The sequence below is a fragment of the Vibrio sp. 2130-1 genome, assembly GCF_033339515.1.
This window is the reverse complement of record NZ_JAWOUT010000002.1, coordinates 191,156-210,624: the sequence shown is the minus strand read 5'-3', so window position 1 is coordinate 210,624 and position 19,469 is coordinate 191,156. Positions and strand designations below refer to the sequence as shown.

Annotated in this window: 18 protein-coding genes, 1 riboswitch and 1 other annotated feature; of the genes, 7 read left to right on the top strand and 11 right to left on the bottom strand. The window is 44.1% G+C overall.

Annotated features, from left to right (window positions below; genetic code table 11):
* The first annotated feature begins 77 nt into the window (after positions 1-77).
* Positions 78-1,292: an EAL and HDOD domain-containing protein gene (locus R7Q09_RS03530; RefSeq protein WP_318070512.1), complete on the top strand. Its 1,215-nt coding sequence runs from the start codon at positions 78-80 to the stop codon at positions 1,290-1,292.
* Between the two features lie 80 nt (positions 1,293-1,372).
* Positions 1,373-1,888, top strand: a complete 516-nt coding sequence (locus tag R7Q09_RS03525) for a YchJ family protein (RefSeq protein WP_262639274.1) — start codon at positions 1,373-1,375, stop codon at positions 1,886-1,888.
* A 280-nt stretch (positions 1,889-2,168) separates the two neighbouring features.
* On the opposite strand, the gene hisIE is transcribed toward R7Q09_RS03525, so the two are convergent.
* From hisIE to hisG, 8 genes are all read right to left on the bottom strand, one after another.
* On the bottom strand, positions 2,169-2,804 hold the full coding sequence (gene hisIE, locus R7Q09_RS03520) for a bifunctional phosphoribosyl-AMP cyclohydrolase/phosphoribosyl-ATP diphosphatase HisIE (RefSeq protein WP_020196969.1): 636 nt from the start codon (positions 2,802-2,804) through the stop codon (positions 2,169-2,171).
* Positions 2,801-3,574: an imidazole glycerol phosphate synthase subunit HisF gene (hisF, locus tag R7Q09_RS03515; RefSeq protein ID WP_004749837.1), complete on the bottom strand. Its 774-nt coding sequence runs from the start codon at positions 3,572-3,574 to the stop codon at positions 2,801-2,803. The genes hisIE and hisF overlap by 4 nt, the downstream gene beginning before the upstream one ends.
* Complete coding sequence (hisA, locus tag R7Q09_RS03510; RefSeq protein ID WP_005390889.1) at positions 3,556-4,293, bottom strand: 1-(5-phosphoribosyl)-5-[(5-phosphoribosylamino)methylideneamino]imidazole-4-carboxamide isomerase; 738 nt, start codon at positions 4,291-4,293, stop codon at positions 3,556-3,558. The genes hisF and hisA overlap by 19 nt, the downstream gene beginning before the upstream one ends.
* A 12-nt stretch (positions 4,294-4,305) precedes the next feature.
* Complete coding sequence (gene hisH / locus R7Q09_RS03505) at positions 4,306-4,920, bottom strand: imidazole glycerol phosphate synthase subunit HisH (RefSeq protein WP_213896740.1); 615 nt, start codon at positions 4,918-4,920, stop codon at positions 4,306-4,308.
* 26 nt (positions 4,921-4,946) lie between these two features.
* Positions 4,947-6,020: a bifunctional histidinol-phosphatase/imidazoleglycerol-phosphate dehydratase HisB gene (hisB, locus tag R7Q09_RS03500; protein WP_318070511.1), complete on the bottom strand. Its 1,074-nt coding sequence runs from the start codon at positions 6,018-6,020 to the stop codon at positions 4,947-4,949.
* A 69-nt stretch (positions 6,021-6,089) separates the two neighbouring features.
* The gene (gene hisC / locus R7Q09_RS03495; protein ID WP_017634689.1) at positions 6,090-7,130 is read right to left on the bottom strand and encodes a histidinol-phosphate transaminase; all 1,041 of its coding nucleotides are present in this window, start codon (positions 7,128-7,130) and stop codon (positions 6,090-6,092) included.
* An 18-nt stretch (positions 7,131-7,148) separates the two neighbouring features.
* Positions 7,149-8,441 (bottom strand): histidinol dehydrogenase, encoded by a 1,293-nt coding sequence (gene hisD, locus R7Q09_RS03490; RefSeq protein WP_033905089.1) that lies wholly within the window; start codon positions 8,439-8,441, stop codon positions 7,149-7,151.
* 5 nt (positions 8,442-8,446) lie between these two features.
* A complete protein-coding gene (hisG, locus tag R7Q09_RS03485) occupies positions 8,447-9,343 on the bottom strand; it encodes an ATP phosphoribosyltransferase (RefSeq protein ID WP_005378180.1) in 897 nt (298 codons plus the stop codon).
* Between the two features lie 53 nt (positions 9,344-9,396).
* Positions 9,397-9,534 (bottom strand) — a sequence feature (His leader region).
* A gap of 369 nt (positions 9,535-9,903) precedes the next feature.
* Here hisG and R7Q09_RS03480 point away from each other — a divergent pair.
* Positions 9,904-10,857, top strand: coding sequence for a sigma-54 interaction domain-containing protein (locus tag R7Q09_RS03480; RefSeq protein ID WP_005388056.1), 954 nt, complete (start codon positions 9,904-9,906; stop codon positions 10,855-10,857).
* A gap of 324 nt (positions 10,858-11,181) precedes the next feature.
* Here R7Q09_RS03480 and tet(35) read toward each other — a convergent pair whose 3' ends face one another.
* Positions 11,182-12,783, bottom strand: coding sequence for a tetracycline efflux Na+/H+ antiporter family transporter Tet(35) (gene tet(35) / locus R7Q09_RS03475; RefSeq protein ID WP_005378182.1), 1,602 nt, complete (start codon positions 12,781-12,783; stop codon positions 11,182-11,184).
* A 109-nt stretch (positions 12,784-12,892) separates the two neighbouring features.
* A riboswitch (Lysine riboswitch) is annotated at positions 12,893-13,075 on the bottom strand.
* A 582-nt stretch (positions 13,076-13,657) separates the two neighbouring features.
* Between tet(35) and R7Q09_RS03470 the strand changes: the two genes are divergently transcribed.
* Complete coding sequence (locus R7Q09_RS03470; RefSeq protein WP_005378185.1) at positions 13,658-14,065, top strand: H-NS family nucleoid-associated regulatory protein; 408 nt, start codon at positions 13,658-13,660, stop codon at positions 14,063-14,065.
* Positions 14,066-14,190: 125 nt separating this feature from the next.
* Here R7Q09_RS03470 and R7Q09_RS03465 read toward each other — a convergent pair whose 3' ends face one another.
* Complete coding sequence (locus R7Q09_RS03465) at positions 14,191-15,495, bottom strand: inosine/guanosine kinase (RefSeq protein WP_005378187.1); 1,305 nt, start codon at positions 15,493-15,495, stop codon at positions 14,191-14,193.
* Positions 15,496-15,612: 117 nt separating this feature from the next.
* The gene (locus tag R7Q09_RS03460) at positions 15,613-15,882 is read right to left on the bottom strand and encodes a hypothetical protein (protein WP_005378190.1); all 270 of its coding nucleotides are present in this window, start codon (positions 15,880-15,882) and stop codon (positions 15,613-15,615) included.
* A 188-nt stretch (positions 15,883-16,070) separates the two neighbouring features.
* Between R7Q09_RS03460 and mnmA the strand changes: the two genes are divergently transcribed.
* The 3 genes from mnmA (at position 16,071) to purB (ending at position 19,365) form a co-directional block, all read left to right on the top strand.
* Positions 16,071-17,213 (top strand): tRNA 2-thiouridine(34) synthase MnmA, encoded by a 1,143-nt coding sequence (mnmA, locus tag R7Q09_RS03455; protein WP_318070510.1) that lies wholly within the window; start codon positions 16,071-16,073, stop codon positions 17,211-17,213.
* 10 nt (positions 17,214-17,223) lie between these two features.
* Positions 17,224-17,841 (top strand): high frequency lysogenization protein HflD, encoded by a 618-nt coding sequence (gene hflD / locus R7Q09_RS03450; protein WP_005378194.1) that lies wholly within the window; start codon positions 17,224-17,226, stop codon positions 17,839-17,841.
* Between the two features lie 153 nt (positions 17,842-17,994).
* Positions 17,995-19,365: an adenylosuccinate lyase gene (purB, locus tag R7Q09_RS03445; RefSeq protein WP_213962621.1), complete on the top strand. Its 1,371-nt coding sequence runs from the start codon at positions 17,995-17,997 to the stop codon at positions 19,363-19,365.
* Positions 19,366-19,469: the final 104 nt, after the last annotated feature.

The following is a 19,469-nucleotide window of genomic DNA, read 5'->3' as shown; positions in this document are numbered from 1 at the left end:
TTCACGCTCAAGTCGTAGATATTTTGTAAAAAATCGCTATTATCATAATACTAAGTTAAACAGAACGAAGTACCTAATTGAAGTATTCTTACGTAGCTCGCCAACCGATTCTGGATAGAGAAAAACGAACCATAGGTTACGAACTCCTCTTTCGAGACGGCCCTAAAAATACCTTCCCTGAAGTAGAACCAGAGCTGGCTACTAGTCGACTGCTATCCGATCATTTTTTGTCGACGCATTACAACACATTAGGAAACAAACTTGGCTTTGTTAACTTTCCGCATCAAAGCTTGGTGAACTTGGTCCCAACTTTGTTCCCTAAAGAATCTCTCGTCATTGAAGTCCTTGAAGACTGCGAACCGACAGAAGAACTGTTAGAAGCCATCAAGCACCTTCATGAGTGCGGATACAAAATTGCTCTGGATGATTTTGTTCCGACGAAAGCTTGGAAGCGTTTTCTTCCATACGTTTCCATAATCAAGTTTGATATTAGACTTGTGCCGATCAAGAAAGCTGCCATTTTTATTCAGGCGTTGAGCCCATTTAAAATCGACTTTCTTGCGGAAAAGGTAGAGACCTATGAAGAGTTTGAGCAAGCTCTAGAAGCCGGTTTTAACTATTTTCAAGGGTATTTTTTTAGCAAACCTGAGATGATCCAGAAAAAACGGTTGAACCCCGCGTTTCTTACCGTCATCCAACTTTGTAAAGAGATTGCAGATAAGCCCATCGACTTCAATGAGGTTGAACGTCTGTTTTCGATTGATGTGACGCTGTCATACAAGCTGCTTACTTACGTAAATTCAGGATATACATTAACGACTAAGATCAAATCGTTCAGACAGGCGCTTATTTATCTGGGTGAAGAGCGACTACGACGCTTTATTTCCTTAGTTGCAATTGCGTCCGTTCAAGAAGATAAACCTGACTCTCTTTACTCTTTAGCGATTCAGCGTGCACGAATGTGTGAACTGTTACTTAGTCAAATGAACACTAGGTATGACCCTGGGCAGGCTTTTTTGACAGGCATGTTTTCTTTACTCGGCTCTTTGCTCGATCAACCGCTCTCGGATGTCATTGAAGATATCCCAGTTGACGAAGATATAAAACTCGCATTAACCAGTCGAAAAGGCGTACTTGGTCACTTACTTTCGATGACGATCGCCTATGAACAAGCGGACTGGGAGTTAGCCGAGCGATATTGCACCGTTCTTAAATTAACCGAACCTCAATTAGCGGACGCTTTTAATCAATCTACCGAGTGGGCTCAAGAACTGCTGTCTCAAACGCCCTAAATCGCTATAATGCCTCACCTCCAGCCTCGCAATTGTGAGGTTGTTTGTTTTTACCGCTTAATTAATCGAGATTTCATTTTATGGCTTCTTCTTGCCCTTGCGGATCTAACCGCACCTACCAACAGTGTTGTGAAATGGCCCACAACAACCATGCTGACGTCACCACTCCAGAGCAGTTAATGCGCTCTCGTTACAGTGCGCATGTGTTAGGTCTAGTCGATTACGTGGTGAACACGTACCACCCAAGCTGTAATGCAGAAGAGCAACGTGAAGGCATTGCCCAATCTATCGACAGCGATTGGTGCAAACTTGAAGTTGTAAAAACAGAAGCTGGCAGTAATGACAATGAAGGCTTTGTCGAGTTTAGCGCTTATTTTGATGAAGACGGCAAGCGCTACTGCATGACCGAGCGTTCTCGCTTTGTAAAAGAAAATGGGCTTTGGTACTACATTGACGGCACATTTCCTGAAGAAGAGCCACAAGAAGAGCCAGAACAAGATCCACGCTTAAACCAGCCAGTAAGTAGCCTAAAAGTAGGTCGTAACGACCCGTGTATCTGTGGAAGCGGTAAGAAATTTAAGAAGTGTTGTGGGTAAGATCATCCACTCCTAGCTTATTGAGCTCTCTTTAATGAAATTCCTGATCTCGCCTAGGCTCGTTGGAGTGACGTGAATATATGTACCTGTTTGAAGTAAATAACTCTACTGCAAGCACCATTAGAAAATATACCGTCATTCTGAACAGCGAGGAACGAGTGTGATTCAGAATCTAATCGCTACTAGCACTGTTGCCGGTTTTTACCCCGAATCAAGAACACTAAATTAAAAAAGCCCCTAGGCTCGAGAGCATAGGGGCTTTCACTTATCTATAGCAAGCTTACTTATGACGCTCTTTCAGTTTGTTCACTACGTCATTCATCGATAAGCCTTGGTCTTGAAGCAATACCAGCAAGTGGTAAACCAAGTCTGCTGATTCACACACTAGCTCCGCCTTATCACCCGACGTCGCCGCAAGCGCGACTTCAACGCCTTCTTCGCCCACTTTTTGCGAAATACGCTTGGTGCCACGGGCATAAAGACTGGCAGTATAAGAGGAATCTGGGTCGGCACTTTTGCGGGCAGCCAATAGCTGCTCAAGTTGATGAAGCCACACCATTTGTGACTCCTCTTGAGGGTCCACATCCCAGCAAGTTGTGTTACCCAGGTGACACGTAGGGCCAATGGGATTAACTTTCACCAGTAGCGTATCGTTGTCGCAATCGAGCTGCATGTTCACCAATTGCAATACGTTGCCAGAAGTCTCACCTTTCGTCCAAAGACGTTGCTTGGTTCGAGAGAAAAACGTCACTTGACCAGTTTCGCCCGTTTTTGCCAACGCATCTTGGTTCATGTAACCCATCATCAGCACTTGGCTTGATTGGAAATCTTGTACGATGGCAGGTACCAGACCATCCACCTTTTCCCAGTTGATTCGCTCAGCTAGCGAACTTACTTCGGCGGCTTTCACACTCATAGTCGTACCTCAATGCCTTGTTGTTTCAAATACTGCTTTAATTCACCAATGTTGATGACTTGTTTGTGGAATACCGATGCGGCAAGCGCGCCATCCACATTGGCTTTTTGGTATGCTTCCGCAAAGTGCTCCATAGCACCCGCGCCACCCGATGCAATCAGCGGTACATTACATACTTCGCGCACCATATTCAGTTGTTCGATATCGTAGCCGTTACGCACACCGTCTTGGTTCATCATGTTCAGTACGATTTCACCAGCGCCGCGTTTTTGTACTTCTTGCACCCAATCACGCGTTTCCCATTGGGTCGCTTTGGTGCGTTCTTCATCACCAGTAAACTGGTAAACCTGATACTTGCCCGTCTCTTTGTCGTAGTATGAATCGATACCAACGACGATACATTGCACACCAAACTTATCAGCAAGGTCAGTAATCAATTGCGGGTTCGCTAATGCAGGTGAGTTGATAGACACCTTGTCTGCACCAAACTCAAGAATGCGCGCTGCGTCTTCCGCTGATTTAATACCACCAGCCACACAGAAAGGAATATCAATCACTTCAGCAACGCGAGCAACCCAACTTTTATCGACGACACGACCATCACTTGAAGCAGTAATATCGTAGAACACAAGCTCGTCTGCGCCCTCTTCCGCATAACGCTGCGCCAGAGGAACGATATCGCCAATGATTTCATGGTTACGGAACTGAACGCCCTTTACCACTTGTCCATCACGAACATCAAGACATGGAATTATTCGCTTTGCCAACATGCAAACGCCTCCTCTGCTGTGAACTTACCATCTAACAGTGCACGACCAACAATCACACCAGCCACACCGCTGCCTTTTAGCGCTTCGATATCTGCTAATGAGCCAATGCCACCTGAAGATTGAAACTGCACTTGTGGGTACTGTTTGCATAGGTCAACGTAAAGCTCTACGTTTGAGCCTTCTAGCGTACCGTCACGAGAAATGTCCGTACAAAGCACGTGCTGCAAACCTACCGTTAGGTAATCGTTGATCAGAGCTTCGATAGTCACGCCTGAGTCTTCTTGCCAACCAGAGATCGCCACTTTACGCGTGCCGTCTTGATCGATGTTGATGTCTAGCGCGAGAACGATTTTCTCTGCGCCGTATTTTTCCATCCAACCTTTCACAAGCTCTGGCTGTTTTACTGCTGTCGAACCAACAACAACACGCTGAGCACCAGCTTCTAGCAGGTCAATCACGTCTTGCTCTGTACGTACGCCGCCACCGATTTGGATGTTCGCTGGCGTGCTTGCTAGTAGCTTTGCAATCAAATCAAGCTGGCGTGCTGTCGTGTCTTTCGCGCCAGTTAAATCCACCAAGTGCAGCCAGTTAGCACCAGCTTGGTGGTACAAGTTGAACTGCTCTGCTGGGTCGACTTTGTACTCAGTTACTTGGCCGTAATCACCTTGATAAAGGCGAACCACCTGTCCTTCAATTAAATCAAGAGCTGGAATAATCACACTAAATCCCTTTTATAATTCTAAGAAGTTTTGAATAAGCTTCGCGCCCGCTTTTGAAGAACGCTCAGGGTGGAATTGCACGCCGTAGTAGTTACCGCTTTGTACTGCTGCTGTGAACGGGTTGCCGTACTCGCATTGAGCAATCGTGTAATCCCCAACAGGCATTGCAAAGCTGTGCACGAAGTAGAAATGCTCACCTTCTTCAATATCTTTGAAAAGTGGATTACCTGCTTTTGCAGAGACCGTGTTCCACCCCATATGCGGCAACGGCAAATCGCCAGTTTGTAGTAGCTTCACTTCGCCATCACAAAGTCCAAGACACTCAACTAACTCGTCGGCTTTCTGGCCTTTCTCTTGAGACACTTTGCCCAACAGTTGCATGCCTAAACAGATACCTAACAGCGGCTTTTCTACTTGTTTTACCAAGCTGATCAGATCGCGCTCTTCTAGGTTTTTCATCGCTTCGCTGGCGGTTCCCACGCCCGGTAGGAATAACTTATCTGCCGACAACACAACTTGTGGATCTTTTGAAATTGTTACGTCATAGCCTAGGCGTTCAATGGCAAACTTCACCGAAGAGACGTTGGCACAGCCAGTATCGATAATGACAACTTTCTGTTCTGTCACTGTTTTTCTCCTTGCTAAGGTTAGCCTTAAAGCACGCCTTTACTACTTGGTAGCTCAGTGCCTTCTACTTTGATTGCTTGGCGTAACGTACGACCAAACGCTTTAAATAGACTTTCAATGACGTGGTGATCATTGTTGCCCGCAGAAGAAAGGTGCAACGTACATGCTAATGTGTCAGTCAGAGAGCGGAAGAAGTGAACTACCATCTCTGTTGAAAGATCACCCACTTGCTCACGGCTGAATTGCGCGTCGAACTTAAGGTAAGGACGACCTGATAGGTCTAGTGCGCATTGTGCCAAACACTCATCCATTGGAAGGCTAAAGCCAAAGCGACCAATACCACGCTTGTCACCCAGTGCTTCTTTCAACGCTTGACCTAACGCAAGAGCGGTATCTTCCACTGTGTGGTGATCATCAATGTGCAGGTCACCTTCTACTTTGCACACCATCTGGAACCCGCCGTGTGTCGCGATTTGATCCAGCATGTGGTCGAAGAAGCCAAGACCAGTAGAGATGTCATTGCCGCCTTGTTCGTCAAGATTAACGAATACTTTGATGTCCGTTTCTTTTGTGGTGCGAACCACTTCAGCAACGCGTGCCTTCACCGTGAGATCTTTCAGGATCTGTTTCCAACCCATGGTTTCTGGGTTGTATTGAATGCCACGAATTGCCATGTTTTCTGCAAGTTGAAGATCAGTTTGACGATCGCCAATCACAACAGAATTTTGGAAATCCACTTTGCCACCTTGAAGGTACTCTTTTACCAAGCCCAATTTAGGCTTACGGCAAGAGCAGTTATCTTCATCAAAGTGAGGGCAAATCAGCACATCATCAAACTTCACACCTTGAGATTCAAAGATCTCCATCATCATGTTGTGTGGTGCATCAAAATCTTCTTGTGGGTAGCTGTCGGTACCCAAACCATCTTGGTTCGTGACCATCACTAGACGGTATCCTGCATCCTGCAACGACAACAGGCTTGGGATAACAAATGGCTCTAGCTTTAGTTTGTCTAAACGGTCTACTTGAAAATCAATCGGCGGCTCTACAATTAAGGTGCCATCACGATCAATAAAAAGGATTTTTTGTTGTTTGCTCACTCGAACTTCCTTATTGCTATTCTTTTGGCGCTCCCGCTATTGAGCGAGAGCGATAAATTCTGTCTCTATTTATGCGTAGTAGTTTCTGATAAATCCAAGCGTTTTTTCGCACTCGTCACGGTTACCCACACTGATACGCACACAATTTTCAATTGGCGAGTTACGCAAAATAATGCCCGTATCCCAAGCCGCTTTGAAAAGGTCATCGCCATCTGGGAATTTCACCAATAGGTAGTTCCCCCACCCTTCAAACACTTCCAAGCCCGGAATCATTGAAAGGCCAACTTGCAAGTAAGCACGGTTTGCATTCAAATCGAGAACTTGAAACTTCGCTCGCGCTAAACCAGCTTCCGAAAGAGCCTGAGTCGCAATTTCTGCCACTGGAACTGGGACTGGGTAAGGTGCGATAACTTTAAGAAGTACATTAATCAGCTCTTCGTTCGCAAGCGTAAATCCACAACGCAGACCTGCAAGCGCAAAAGCTTTCGACAGAGTACGCAGAATTGCAAGGTTCGGGTATTGCGCCAGTAGGTCTACCGTTGACGCTTCTGGACAAAAATCGATGTACGCTTCATCCATCACCACGATTGCACGGTCTTTTGTCATCTCAAGCAGAGACACAATGTCCTCACGCTTAACCAAGTTACCTGTTGGGTTGTTTGGCGAACATACAAAAACCAGTTTCACGTTATCCAGATTAGCTTCGATGCCTGCAAGGTCTAGTTGCCAATCTGACGTTAGCGGCACGGTTTTGCGCTCTACACCGATGGTTTCTGCACTGATGGCGTACATACCGTAAGTCGGTGGGCAGTAAAGAATCGCATCTTCACCCGGCTCACAGAATGCACGAATTAACAACTCAATACCTTCATCCGCACCACGAGATGTTAATGTTTGCTCTGGTTTCACACCCGCATAGGCTGCGTAAGCAGAAATCAGTTCTTTAGGCTGACATTCGCTGTAACGATTAAGACGAGCAAAGTCTGTTTTGTATTCATTGTTAAATGGTGATTCGTTGGCATTTAGCCATACGTCACCCGTACCACCGATTCGGCGAGCCGACATATAAGGGGTAAGCTGTTGGACTTGTTTACGCGCTAGCTTTTCCATCTCATTACTCTCTTATTCTTACTTACTTGCTAATTTTTCTACGCGGATAGTAACAGCACGTTTGTGAGCGTCCAGACCTTCTGCTTCAGCCATCGTGACTACCGTTGGTGCAAGGTTCTTTAAACCATCAGCAGAAAGCTCCTGAACCGTCATTCGTTTAGAGAAATCCGCCAAACCTAAGCTTGAATAAGTACGTGTGTAACCGTAAGTAGGAAGGACGTGGTTAGTCCCCGATGCGTAATCTCCCGCAGATTCAGGCGACCAATCCCCAAGGAAGATAGAGCCTGCATTATCAAGTAGAGGTAGAAGCTCACGAGGGTTCTTAGTCTGAACAATCAAGTGCTCAGGACCGTAGTAATTGGAAATAGAAACTGACTGCGTCATCGACTCGGAAATAATGATCAAGCTTGATGCCAGAGCCTTTTCTGCGATGTCTGCACGAGATAGCTCCTTAAGCTGACGTTGAACCGCATCCGTCACTTGATCAGCAATCACAGGAGAAGGAGTCACAAGTACCACTTGAGAATCAGGACCGTGTTCTGCTTGGCTCAAAAGATCCGCAGCGATAAAGTCTGCATCTGCGGTTTCATCTGCAATCACTAACACTTCTGATGGCCCTGCTGGCATATCAATCGCAGCACCGCGGAAATCATTGCTAACCTGTCGTTTTGCTTCGGTCACGTAAGCGTTGCCCGGACCAAAGATCTTATCTACTTTCGATACAGTCTCGGTGCCATAAGCCATTGCAGCAACTGCTTGGCCACCACCGACGTTGTACACTTCATCAATGCCACACAGTTTCGCGACATAAAGGATCTCATCTGCGATTGGCGGTGGAGAACAAAGAACGACTTTACGACAACCTGCAATTTTTGCAGGAACGCCGAGCATCAAAACAGTCGATGGCAAAGGCGCACTGCCACCAGGAATGTACAAACCCACTTTTTGAATTGGGCGTGTTACTTGTTCACAAAGGACACCTGGCTGCGTTTCCACCTTGATCGGTTGCGGCTTTTGCGCTTTGTGGAACTTAGAAATATTGGCGTAAGCTTGCTCTAGTGCGCTCTTCATTGACTCTGACAAACGCTCTGACGCTGCCTTAATTTCCTGAGAGGAAACACGAATGGATTCAGGCTTAACACGGTCAAACTTTTCGGTCAGCTCAATAAGAGCAGAGTCACCTTCTTCTCGAACTTTAGCAATAACTTCGGCCACAGCAGTGGTGATATTGGCACCTTCTGCAATAGCAGGGCGCTCCAAAATAGAGTCTTGCTGATTCTCACTTAATGATTGCCAAACGACTGTTCTCATGATGCTTACTCCATCATTTTTTCAATTGGTAGAACAAGAATTGAACTTGCGCCCAACTCTTTCAGCTGTTCCATTGTTTCCCAGAACAGGTTTTCAGAACTCACCAAGTGAACAGCCATTTTCTGCTTATCTGCAGAAAGAGGAAGAACAGTTGGATCTTCAGCACCTGGCAGTAGTGCTTTAATTTGATCTAACTTCTCTGCTGGGGCGTGAAGCATAATGTACTTAGATTCTTTTGCTTGTTGTACGCCTTGCATGCGAGTTAACAGCTTTTCGATTAGCGCCACTTTGTCTGCGTCGAACTCACCTGTGCGTTGAATCAATGTCGCTTTTGATTTGAAGATAATTTCAGCTTCTTTAAGGCCGTTCGCTTCCAGTGTTGCACCTGTAGAAACCAAATCAGCGATAGCATCAGCGAGACCCGCACGAGGCGCAACTTCTACAGAGCCTGTCAGCATACATGTAGAGAATGGAACGCCGGCTTCATCCATGTACGCTTTTAGAAGTTGAGGATACGTTGTAGCAATACGCTTGCCAGCTAAGTCTTGTGGACCGTTGTACTCTTCGTCCTTGTCGATTGCGATAGATAAACGACAGCCACCAAAATCAAGTCGACGAAGCTGAACAAACTCGCAGGGTTCACCTAATGCTTTGCGGTCAAGGCGAACTTCTTCTAGTTCATTTTCGCCAATAAAGCCAAGGTCAACCACGCCATCCATAATTAAACCTGGGATGTCGTCGTCACGAACCAAGAGTAAATCAATTGGCATATTTTCAGAATGGACAACTAAACGCTCGCCCATTACGTTGAACTTTACGCCGCACTGTTTTAGTAGAGCTTGACTCTCTTTGCTAAGACGACCTTTTTTCTGAATTGCGATTCTTAAACGTTGTGTTTGCATTGCTTTGTCCCTATGCAAGATTTTGATATCTAAGTATTTTTCAAACTAATAAAACTAAAAAACCCTCGGGAGATTGAAGTCTCCCGAGGGTTTAAAATCTGCTTTTACTTTGATTTTACCTCCGGGAGTTTCCTGCCTCCCGGGTATGCGTACATCGCCCGAAAGACTAGATTGGGTGATGATGGTGATGAATGTTCATTACAAAATTACGCATACTTATTTAAGGCTCTTTTTGAGTTGCTTTGTTAGTAACCACACTAACTAAGGATTCTATATTTTTCAATACTCAATTGAATATTTTCTAAATATTTTTCACAAGATATTGATTTAAATGAAATTAAATTCTTTTCCATATTGAATACTCTGGTAGAAAGAACACCTCCAATCAGCTCTACTCTGACGAAGAAAACGAAGAATAGTATGAATATCCACCAAATCAACTATTTAGACCGTACCCAACCCATTAATTGACACTTTTCTCAATAAAGAGACAACAACTCACGTTTGAGACAATTCATTCAAAACTATTATTAGAGCGGGGCAAAAAATAGTGATTAACAATGAAACTGCGTAACGGTAGTAATAAACAAGCTGTAGATTTCGACGATACGGCACTATACCCGTTGATCGGCAATAGTGCCTGTATCCAAGAACTTCGTACTGCAATACAAAAGTACGCTCAATGTGATGCTGAAGTCCTCATTCAGGGTGAAACTGGTGTTGGGAAAGGTCTTTGCGCTCGCCTTATTCATCAATTGTCGAACAGACACTCAGCACCTTTTGTGGAAGTCAACTGTGGAGCCATTCCAAGTGGTCTTATTGCATCCGAGCTTTTCGGCCATGAAAAAGGAGCATTTACAGGCGCAATCTCAGAGCGTATAGGTTTTATTCAAAAGGCACATAAAGGCACCCTATTTCTTGATGAAATTGGTGACATGCCACCAGACCTACAAATCCACCTCCTTCACTTTTTGGAGAGTAAACAAATCCATAAAGTCGGAGCGGATAAATTCATTGACGTGGACTGTAGGGTCATTGCAGCAAGCCACGTGGATTTGAAAAATGAGGTCGTACAAGGAGGATTTCGTGAAGATCTATTCTATCGGCTTAATATATTGCCATTAACTATCCCTCCACTGAGAAAGCGTGGAAAAGACATTATTATTTTATCTGAACACTTCCTAGCAGATCTGTCTCATGGTCAGGTACAAAAAATGTCTGATAAGGTAAAAGCCAAGCTCCTCAAACATCGTTGGCCAGGCAACGTAAGAGAACTGCGTAATGTCATCCAACGAGCAATTGTCATGTGTGAAGATCACACGCTTCTCGTCGCTGACTTGGGCCTTGATAACAATGAGAGGCAATTGCTCCCTTCTGTGGACCAAATTGATCTCGACTACCTACTGCAAGCTATCGAAGAAAATAAACACAATATGAGTGCGGCTGCACGTCACCTCGGCATTTCAAGAACAACGCTTTATCGATTAATAAAGAAATACAACTTAAATGTTTAAATACTGTATAGGTGTAACGTAACACTGTGTAACAGGTAACTCTTTAGATATCATTTAGTTAACTCTGCATCGCAACCATGCGGATTTTGCTGTATTAAAAATCAAAAGCTTAAAATGGGCATAGTCTTTGCTTAGAACTAAGAAGAAGATGGATTGCTTTTCCATTACAGCCCATCAAGGAGAGCTCGGTACACAAACAATTCGCTCTTAACACGAGACTTTTATCCCCAAAAACGCGATTGCCCCCCTCACCTAAGTCGCGTTAAAAAAAAGCTCCGCTAAATTAGCGGAGCTTCCCTCTGTAACGAATCTATTCAAAACAACTTACGCACTCTGGCAAGACGCTATTTTAGACTTTGAAAGCCATGACAAAATAGCGCAAACGATAACGAATGTTATCGACGCTGCAATGAACGAAAACGCAATTGAAGCAGTCATACCAAGGGCAATAAAGCCCACGCATGAAACAAGCGCGACTGATAATGCATAAGGTAGCTGTGTTGATACGTGATCAATGTGGTTACAACGTGCACCCGTCGATGACAAGATAGTCGTATCTGAGATTGGTGAACAATGGTCACCAAATACCGCACCAGCTAAAACCGCACTCAACATCGGTAGCATTAGCGCTACGTCTGTTGCACCAGCCATGTCTCCGGCGATTGGAAGCATGATGCCGAACGTACCCCATGAAGTACCTGTTGAGAACGCCATCAGGCCAGACAGCAGGAATAAGATAACTGGGAGCCAATGAGGGTTGATATTTCCCTGCGCCATTGTCGAAAGGTAAGTACCAGTCTTCATATCACCGATAACAGAACCAATGGTCCAGGCAAATACTAAGATTAGAATCGCACCAAACATAGACTTAGCACCAATCCAAAGTGTACGTGCGATCTCAGCCATTGGTAGACCTTGCTTCACAACAGTAAACAGTGCAACTGCTAAGCCAAGCAAGCTACCGTAGATTAGTGATGTACCTACATCTGTATTTTCAAAAGCACCAAGAAGCGCAAATTCTTTACCATCAGCAGCCAATGCTTGGCCACCCGTGTAAAGCATTGAAGCGATAGTCGCGATAATCAGCGTCACGATAGGAAGTATCAAATCTGACACTTTACCCTTTTCACTTTCACGGATATCTAGCTCTTCATTTAGGTCATGCGCTTCTTGCGAGTCATTTTCTTTGTCTTTATCAAAGCCACGACCTTGCGATGCAGAGATCTCATGCTCACGCATTTTACCAATATCAAGACCAAACCACGCAACAGCGAACACCATTAGCAGCGCAAAAACGGCGTAGAAGTTCATTGGGATAAGACGAACATATGCGCCAAGAGCCGAATACTCTGTGATCCCATGTGAGACTAAGATCCCGCCAATAATAGTAATAATGTAAGCACCCCAGCTAGAAGCAGGCATAATTACACACATTGGAGCAGCGGTTGAGTCTAGAATGTACGCAAGCTTAGCGCGAGACACATAAAAGCGATCGGTTACTGGGCGAGAGATCGCACCAACAGCAAGGCTATTAAAGTAATCATCGACAAAAATGAATACGCCTAAAAAGGCGGCAAGAAGTTTGGAGCCGCGTTTACTCTTCACTCGAGATTGTGCCCATTCAGCAAAAGCACGAGTACCGCCAGAAAGCGTTAATAAAGCTGTTGTCATACCTAATAAGATTAGGAAACCAACAATGCTCATGTTCCAAGTGTTAATTCCGCCATCTTCAATAAAGACAGAAGAAACTTGAGAACTGACGTAACCTGCGGTGTCGCTGATAGACCAGCTATTAAGTAGCACCGCACCTAGCACGATACCTACACCCAAGGAAACTAATACACGTCGAGTCAAAATCGCCAAAGTCAAAGCGACAATAGGTGGCAATAATGAAACAGGAGAACTAGAAAAATCTATTAAATTCATGATCTTCAAAAACCAAAGTTTGGCTAGAGATCTACTGCAGACAAGTCACGTAGCATACGATACGTGCTCATGTTGAACTTAGCGACAGGGAAGCGAACACTCCACCCAACCCTACAGTAGCGCTCCATAGTTTAATGTGAATATATACTATGGCAGTGTTGTTCCTTTCAGATACAACCCCAGCAAGTAACTTTGATGAGTTACTTACTTCGGCAATCTTCGCCTTCCACTATTATTCATTGGCATCACCCCAATAATAGCTACTCTTCGAGACCGCGCCTCTACGGCAACAACAAACAATTAACCACTAACTGTACAAATTAACAACAAATTGTCTGCAATATTGCATCAGGTGGCAGCCATTGTACTTATGATGAGAGTCAATGCAACACATCAAACTAAATTAAACAAATAAATAATGACTGAGATAATTTATAAACCTTGCCTACTTCCATAAGTTTTGTGCAACTGAAATCACATCAATCATGTTATTTATGAAACATTATTACTACCTTAGAAATATCATGGTTTATCTTACATCAATAAATTAAGGATATATGACACACCATTAAAGATGGATGCTTCATATTTTTAAGTAATAACTCAAATTTTTTTATAAAAAACCAAGCTGTCGCTCTCTCTATACAATAATGATTGTTGATTTTAGTTCTCATCTAATAATGATTTATTTCGAGTGTAATAATATTAATTGCTTTAAAAAATAGTCAAATTTAAACAAAATCTTGATTTAGCATTTGCACATAAGGAAAAGATAAAGTTAAATATAAGGACTCTTTGTTTATTTATAGATTGGCATTATTTAATCGTAACGATAAAAAGTGCCCAACACATTAACCTTTTAATAGGAATCGTTATGTCAGAGCTGACTAAAACCCTTCTAAATATCCGTAGCCTTCGTGCATTTTCTCGTGAGCTGACTCTAGAACAATTGGAAGAAGCTCTAGATAAACTCACTACTGTCGTAGATGAGCGTCGTGAAGCAGAAGAAGCAGAACGCGCAGCACAAGCAGAGCAAGAAGCTAAGCTTGCAGAGATTGCTGAGAAAATCGCTCAAGACGGTATTGACGTAGAAGCACTTATTACTGCGCTATCTGGCGAAACTAAGACGAAAGGCAAAGCGAAGCGCGCACCTCGCCCTGCTAAATACAAATACACAGATTCAAACGGTAATGAGAAAACTTGGACTGGCCAAGGTCGTACACCTTCGGCGATTCAAGAGCAACTTGATGCAGGTAAATCTCTGGATGAGTTCCTAATCTAGATCCATGCTATTTTTAAAAGGCTCCCATAGGGAGCCTTTTTTATTTAAACCATTACAAAAAAAAGGCACATTTCTTAATGTGCCTTTTACTTTAGTTACAGAATAGTTAATTAAACCGCTTCGTATTAACGTTCCCAGTATGCTTCTTCTAGGCTATCTTCTCGCTCAGGAAGTCCGCGCGACAATCGTGGTGAATGTTGCACGAGAACTTCGTAGCTAGCACGGTTTGCGTATTTGCAGACTTGAGAAAAAGAAGAGTAAGTTAAATACTCGTTACTGTGCTTGCTTGAATTAGGCACATTTTCTTTATGGTATTTATTTGCTGCCATATCATGAAGAACAGCAGATAACGCAGCATCACCTGCGCCATTTGTATTCTTAATTTTTTCTGGGCCACCCATATATGGCGAGATATGCGAGTACACTTTTATTGGCGTCTCGCATGAGTCTTTTTTCGCCGGACGACTGAATTCATAACGATTAAATTCAGCAATTGACCCTGGAAGTAATGGCAAAGAAGTTTCGCGCTTCGCGCTATCTTCCGTATACCCAGCCATAAATAGACCTACAGGACCCGCCGTGCACAATACTAGATCAGCCCACTCCAATGTTTTATCAGACGCAGCAAGTGGATCAGATTCCCCCGTCAGAGCTTCTGCTTCATCTTCATTCATCGCAACGACTGAAACGTTATCTCGAATGAATTCTTGCCAATATTTAGGGTCATCTTGAATAACAAACTTTGTGCCTAAAGTCAGAACAACAGGCACATCATTCTTTTTCGCGTACTCAATCGCTTTCATTGTTGCTTCCGGCATTGGGTCGCCGTCTTTGCAACGTACTAGATATGACGTCAGTACAAGTGCTGATGCATTTTTAAAGATTTTCTCTGGAATGCTATCAGGATGGAGTTGGTTCATTTGCCCTTCGCTGATAGCAAAAGTACGTTCACCGTCTTCTGTGATAAGAGCAAAACAACGGCCAATTGCACCATCTACACCTTGTAGGTAGTTCAAGTCCATGCGGCTTGATGTATTACAAAGATAACGGTAACCGTAGCTGCCAATCTTAATATCCTGGCTCATCACTCCAAGTAGTGTGGAGCGGTCATCCGCTAGCACGGAGTAGTTATGTAGCGTGTTACCAATTGTACCGCCCGCATACTCATTGGTAATCAAGTTCTCTTCTTTCAGTTGCTGGTATAACTCTTCTGCTCTTTCGTCATCGATAACCAGAGAGTGACCTTTACTCAGACCGTACTTTTCAATCACATCCGTTGTAACTTTTGCTTCAATATCAACCAAGGTTTGGTCAATACCAATGATGTGAGTGCGCGTCATCTTCTTGCTTTCTTGTGCTTGGCTCACCAGCGGGTCACGAGCATGAACAGGAAAATAGTGCTTCGATTTGCGTTGTCCAGGAAATTTCATATTGTCAGTCTGAGTAAGGGGATGAAAAGGAGAGCGGATTCTATACCGCTAATAATAAAGCAGCAATAAAAGCGATTATAGCAAACGTTTGCTGACTACTTTTTTCTTTTAGGTGGCTTATTCACCTTCCATAAAGCTGAGATCTGGTAGTTGCTCAAGGTGCTCGCTATAACGCTTTAGGTTGAACTCACCTTCATTCTTCATCACATCAAAAATCTCAATTGACATCGCACATGCCATCATCGCAACCGCATCTTCACGTGGTGTGCCAGTCATCATTAAACGCATAAGGGTTTCTTTTACTTTAAGCGGGTTGCCATCTTCGAGCTGATTTTCAACAATTTCAATCAACTCACTTTCTTGCATAAATTGGTTTTCTTCTGTCATTTGATGTTTCCTCTTGGATTTTGGCCAACTATGCCATATATACCTCTTCTATACTTGCGAAATTACTCGTTCGAATCTTTTTTGAAGAAAAATTCAGCGAAACGAATTGTGATTTCGATCTCGGATCTGTCACCGGTCTGTGGATTCTGATAGAATCTGCATCCCGTTTATTTAAGTGGTGTTTAGTAATGTCTGATAACAGCCAAAAGAAAGTCATCGTCGGTATGTCCGGCGGCGTTGATTCATCTGTTTCCGCGTATCTTCTAAAGCAGCAAGGCTACCAAGTAGAAGGCCTTTTCATGAAGAACTGGGAAGAAGATGACAACGAAGAATATTGTACAGCAGCAGAAGATCTTGCTGATGCGCAGGCAGTATGTGACAAGCTAGGCATCCACCTACACACTATCAACTTTGCTGCTGAATACTGGGATAATGTATTTGAATACTTCCTTGCGGAATACAAAGCAGGTCGTACACCAAACCCAGACATTCTTTGTAACAAAGAAATCAAATTCAAAGCATTTCTAGAATTTGCGGATGAAGTGCTTGATGCAGATTACATCGCAATGGGTCACTATGTGCGTCGTTCTTTCCCAGAAGACGCTTTACCTGGGGAAGAACAGGAAAAACCACAAATGCTACGTGGTCTAGATGGCAACAAAGACCAGAGCTACTTCCTATACACATTAAGCCACGAGCAGATTGCACGTAGCCTATTCCCTGTTGGTGATTTAGAGAAGCCAGAAGTGCGCCGTATCGCAGAAGAGCAAGACCTGATCACAGCGAAGAAGAAAGATTCTACCGGTATCTGTTTCATCGGTGAACGTAAGTTTACGGAATTCCTAGGTCGTTACCTTCCTGCTCAACCGGGTAATATCGAGACTCCAGAAGGCGAAGTGATTGGTCAACACCAAGGCCTGATGTACCACACACTTGGTCAGCGTAAAGGTCTACACATTGGTGGCCGTAAAGGCGGCGGTGGTAACGAGGACCCATGGTTCGTTGGTGAGAAAGATCTAGAACGTAACGTTTTGATTGCTGTTCAAGGTAAAGACCATCCAATGTTGAAATCAGAAGGTCTACTTGCATCACAACTTCATTGGGTAGATCGTGAGCCAATTCGCGATGTTATGAAGTGCACAGTGAAAACTCGTTACCGTCAGGAAGATATTCCTTGTACAATCATCCCTATCGATGATGAAAACATTAAAGTTATCTTTGACGAGCCACAAATTGCTGTAACTCCAGGTCAATCAGCAGTGTTCTACAAAGGTGACGTGTGCCTAGGTGGCGGCATCATCGAGCAACGCATTAAATATTCTCAAGCTTAGGAGTCGTTACGTGGCGAATACACTTTATGACCGTACTATCGCTTTCGCTGGGATTTGCCAAGCTGTTGCTTTAGTTCAACAGGTAGCGAGAAACGGACATTGTGATCAAGATGCTTTTGAAACATCAATCAACGCTATTTTGAGCACGAACCCTGCTAACACAGTTGGCGTATTCGGTCGCGAAGCCGATCTAAAGCTCGGCCTAGAATGCTTGGTTAAAGGGATTGATAGCACACCATCAGGCAGTGAAATTACTCGTTACATTATTAGTTTAATGGCGTTAGAACGTAAGTTAAGCTCTCGTAACGATGCTATGTCTCAGCTTGGTGATCGTATTCAAATGGCCAAGCGTCAGTCAGAGCACTTTGAGCTACTAGACGATCAAATGATCAGCAATTTAGCGAGCATCTATCTGGATGTCGTTAGCCCTATTGGCCCACGCATTCAAGTAACGGGCACGCCATCTGTACTGCAGCAGACGGCAAGCCAACACAAAGTTCGTGCGCTGTTGTTATCTGGCATTCGTAGTGCAGTTCTTTGGCGTCAAGTTGGTGGTAAGCGTCGCCACCTAATCTTCGGGCGCAAGAAGATGGTAGAGCAAGCACAAATCCTTCTTGCTCGTCTGTAGTAAAATATCAAATAAGCAGCTCGCGTTTATCGCGAGCTCATTTTTTTCGACTAAAACAAATCTCGCGCAAACGTTTGCGCAATATTCGTGACAATTGCCACAGTTATTGGTATAAAGCTCACGAAATTTAGAAACCCAATTCAGGAGAACATCATGGAACTGTCAGCATTGACTGCTGTTTCACCAGTAGACGGCCGTTACGGAAGCAAGACAATTGCGTTACGCGAAATTTTCAGTGAATACGGTCTACTAAAGTACCGTACTATCGTTGAAATCCGCTGGCTACAAAAGCTTGCTGCTACTGCTGAAATTGCAGAAGTGCCAGCGTTTAGCGCAGAAGCAAACCAATTCCTAGACGACCTTGCTGCAAACTTCTCTGAAGAAGATGCACGCCGTATCAAAGAGATCGAGCGTACAACTAACCACGACGTAAAAGCGGTTGAGTACTTCCTAAAAGAGAAAGTAGCAGACGTTCCTGAACTGCACGCAGTAAACGAGTTCTTCCACTTCGCATGTACTTCTGAAGACATCAACAACACATCACACGCTCTAATGCTTAAAGAAGCGCGTGAGAAAGTGATTCTTCCAGAAATCCGTAACCTAATCGACGCTATCAAAGCACTAGCAGTGGAATACCGCGACATTCCTCTTCTATCTCGTACACACGGTCAGCCTGCTTCTCCATCTACTATGGGTAAAGAAATGGCAAACGTGGCGTACCGTATGGAGCGTCAATTCAAGCAAATCGAAAACGTTGAAATCCTAGCGAAAATCAACGGTGCAGTAGGTAACTACAACGCACACCTTTCTGCTTACCCAGAACTAGATTGGCACAAGTTCTCTGAAGAGTTCATCACAGAGTCTCTAGGCGTAACTTGGAACCCTTACACAACTCAAATCGAACCGCACGATTACATCGCTGAGCTGTTCGACGCTATCGCTCGTTTCAACACTATCCTGATTGACTTCGACCGTGACGTTTGGGGTTACATTGCACTAGGCCACTTCAAGCAAAAAACTGTTGCTGGTGAGATCGGTTCTTCAACAATGCCTCACAAAGTTAACCCAATCGACTTTGAAAACTCAGAAGGTAACCTAGGTCTTGCGAACGCTGTATTCGGCCACCTAGCACAGAAACTGCCTATCTCTCGTTGGCAACGTGACCTAACTGACTCAACGGTTCTACGTAACCTTGGTGTTGGTGTTGGCTACGCTATCATCGCTTACACTTCTACGCTTAAAGGCATCAGCAAGCTAGAAGTAAACCGTGAAGCGCTTCTTGCTGAACTAGACAAGAACTGGGAAGTACTAGCTGAGCCAGTACAAACCGTTATGCGTCGTTACGGCATCGAGAAGCCATACGAGAAGCTGAAAGAGCTAACTCGTGGTAAGCGTGTAGACGGCGAAGCAATGCGTAACTTCATCGACGGTCTTGAGCTTCCTGAGCACGAGAAAGCACGTCTGAAAGAGATGACACCAGCGAACTATATCGGTCAAGCAATCGAGCTGACAGATAAGCTGTAATACTCCTGTAACGACCAGATACTTAAAAGGTTGACGCGAAAGCGTCAACCTTTTTTAGTTAGGAGAGTTAGGTCGGGAGAAAATGATTTTAGTTATATGGAATG

Excerpts from the sequence above, each read along its gene's own strand:
- hisC (WP_017634689.1), bottom strand. The coding sequence starts at position 7,130 with ATGGAAAAGCTAGCGCGTAAACAAGTCCAACAGCTTACCCCTTATATG.
- hisF (WP_004749837.1), bottom strand. The coding sequence starts at position 3,574 with ATGTTGGCAAAGCGAATAATTCCATGTCTTGATGTTCGTGATGGACAA.
- hisIE (WP_020196969.1), bottom strand. The coding sequence starts at position 2,804 with ATGAGTGTGAAAGCCGCCGAAGTAAGTTCGCTAGCTGAGCGAATCAAC.
- hisG (WP_005378180.1), bottom strand. The coding sequence starts at position 9,343 with ATGCAAACACAACGTTTAAGAATCGCAATTCAGAAAAAAGGTCGTCTT.
- R7Q09_RS03465 (WP_005378187.1), bottom strand. The coding sequence starts at position 15,495 with ATGAAATTTCCTGGACAACGCAAATCGAAGCACTATTTTCCTGTTCAT.
- hisD (WP_033905089.1), bottom strand. The coding sequence starts at position 8,441 with ATGAGAACAGTCGTTTGGCAATCATTAAGTGAGAATCAGCAAGACTCT.
- R7Q09_RS03480 (WP_005388056.1), top strand. The coding sequence starts at position 9,904 with ATGAAACTGCGTAACGGTAGTAATAAACAAGCTGTAGATTTCGACGAT.
- purB (WP_213962621.1), top strand. The coding sequence starts at position 17,995 with ATGGAACTGTCAGCATTGACTGCTGTTTCACCAGTAGACGGCCGTTAC.
- R7Q09_RS03525 (WP_262639274.1), top strand. The coding sequence starts at position 1,373 with ATGGCTTCTTCTTGCCCTTGCGGATCTAACCGCACCTACCAACAGTGT.
- mnmA (WP_318070510.1), top strand. The coding sequence starts at position 16,071 with ATGTCTGATAACAGCCAAAAGAAAGTCATCGTCGGTATGTCCGGCGGC.
- R7Q09_RS03460 (WP_005378190.1), bottom strand. The coding sequence starts at position 15,882 with ATGACAGAAGAAAACCAATTTATGCAAGAAAGTGAGTTGATTGAAATT.
- R7Q09_RS03470 (WP_005378185.1), top strand. The coding sequence starts at position 13,658 with ATGTCAGAGCTGACTAAAACCCTTCTAAATATCCGTAGCCTTCGTGCA.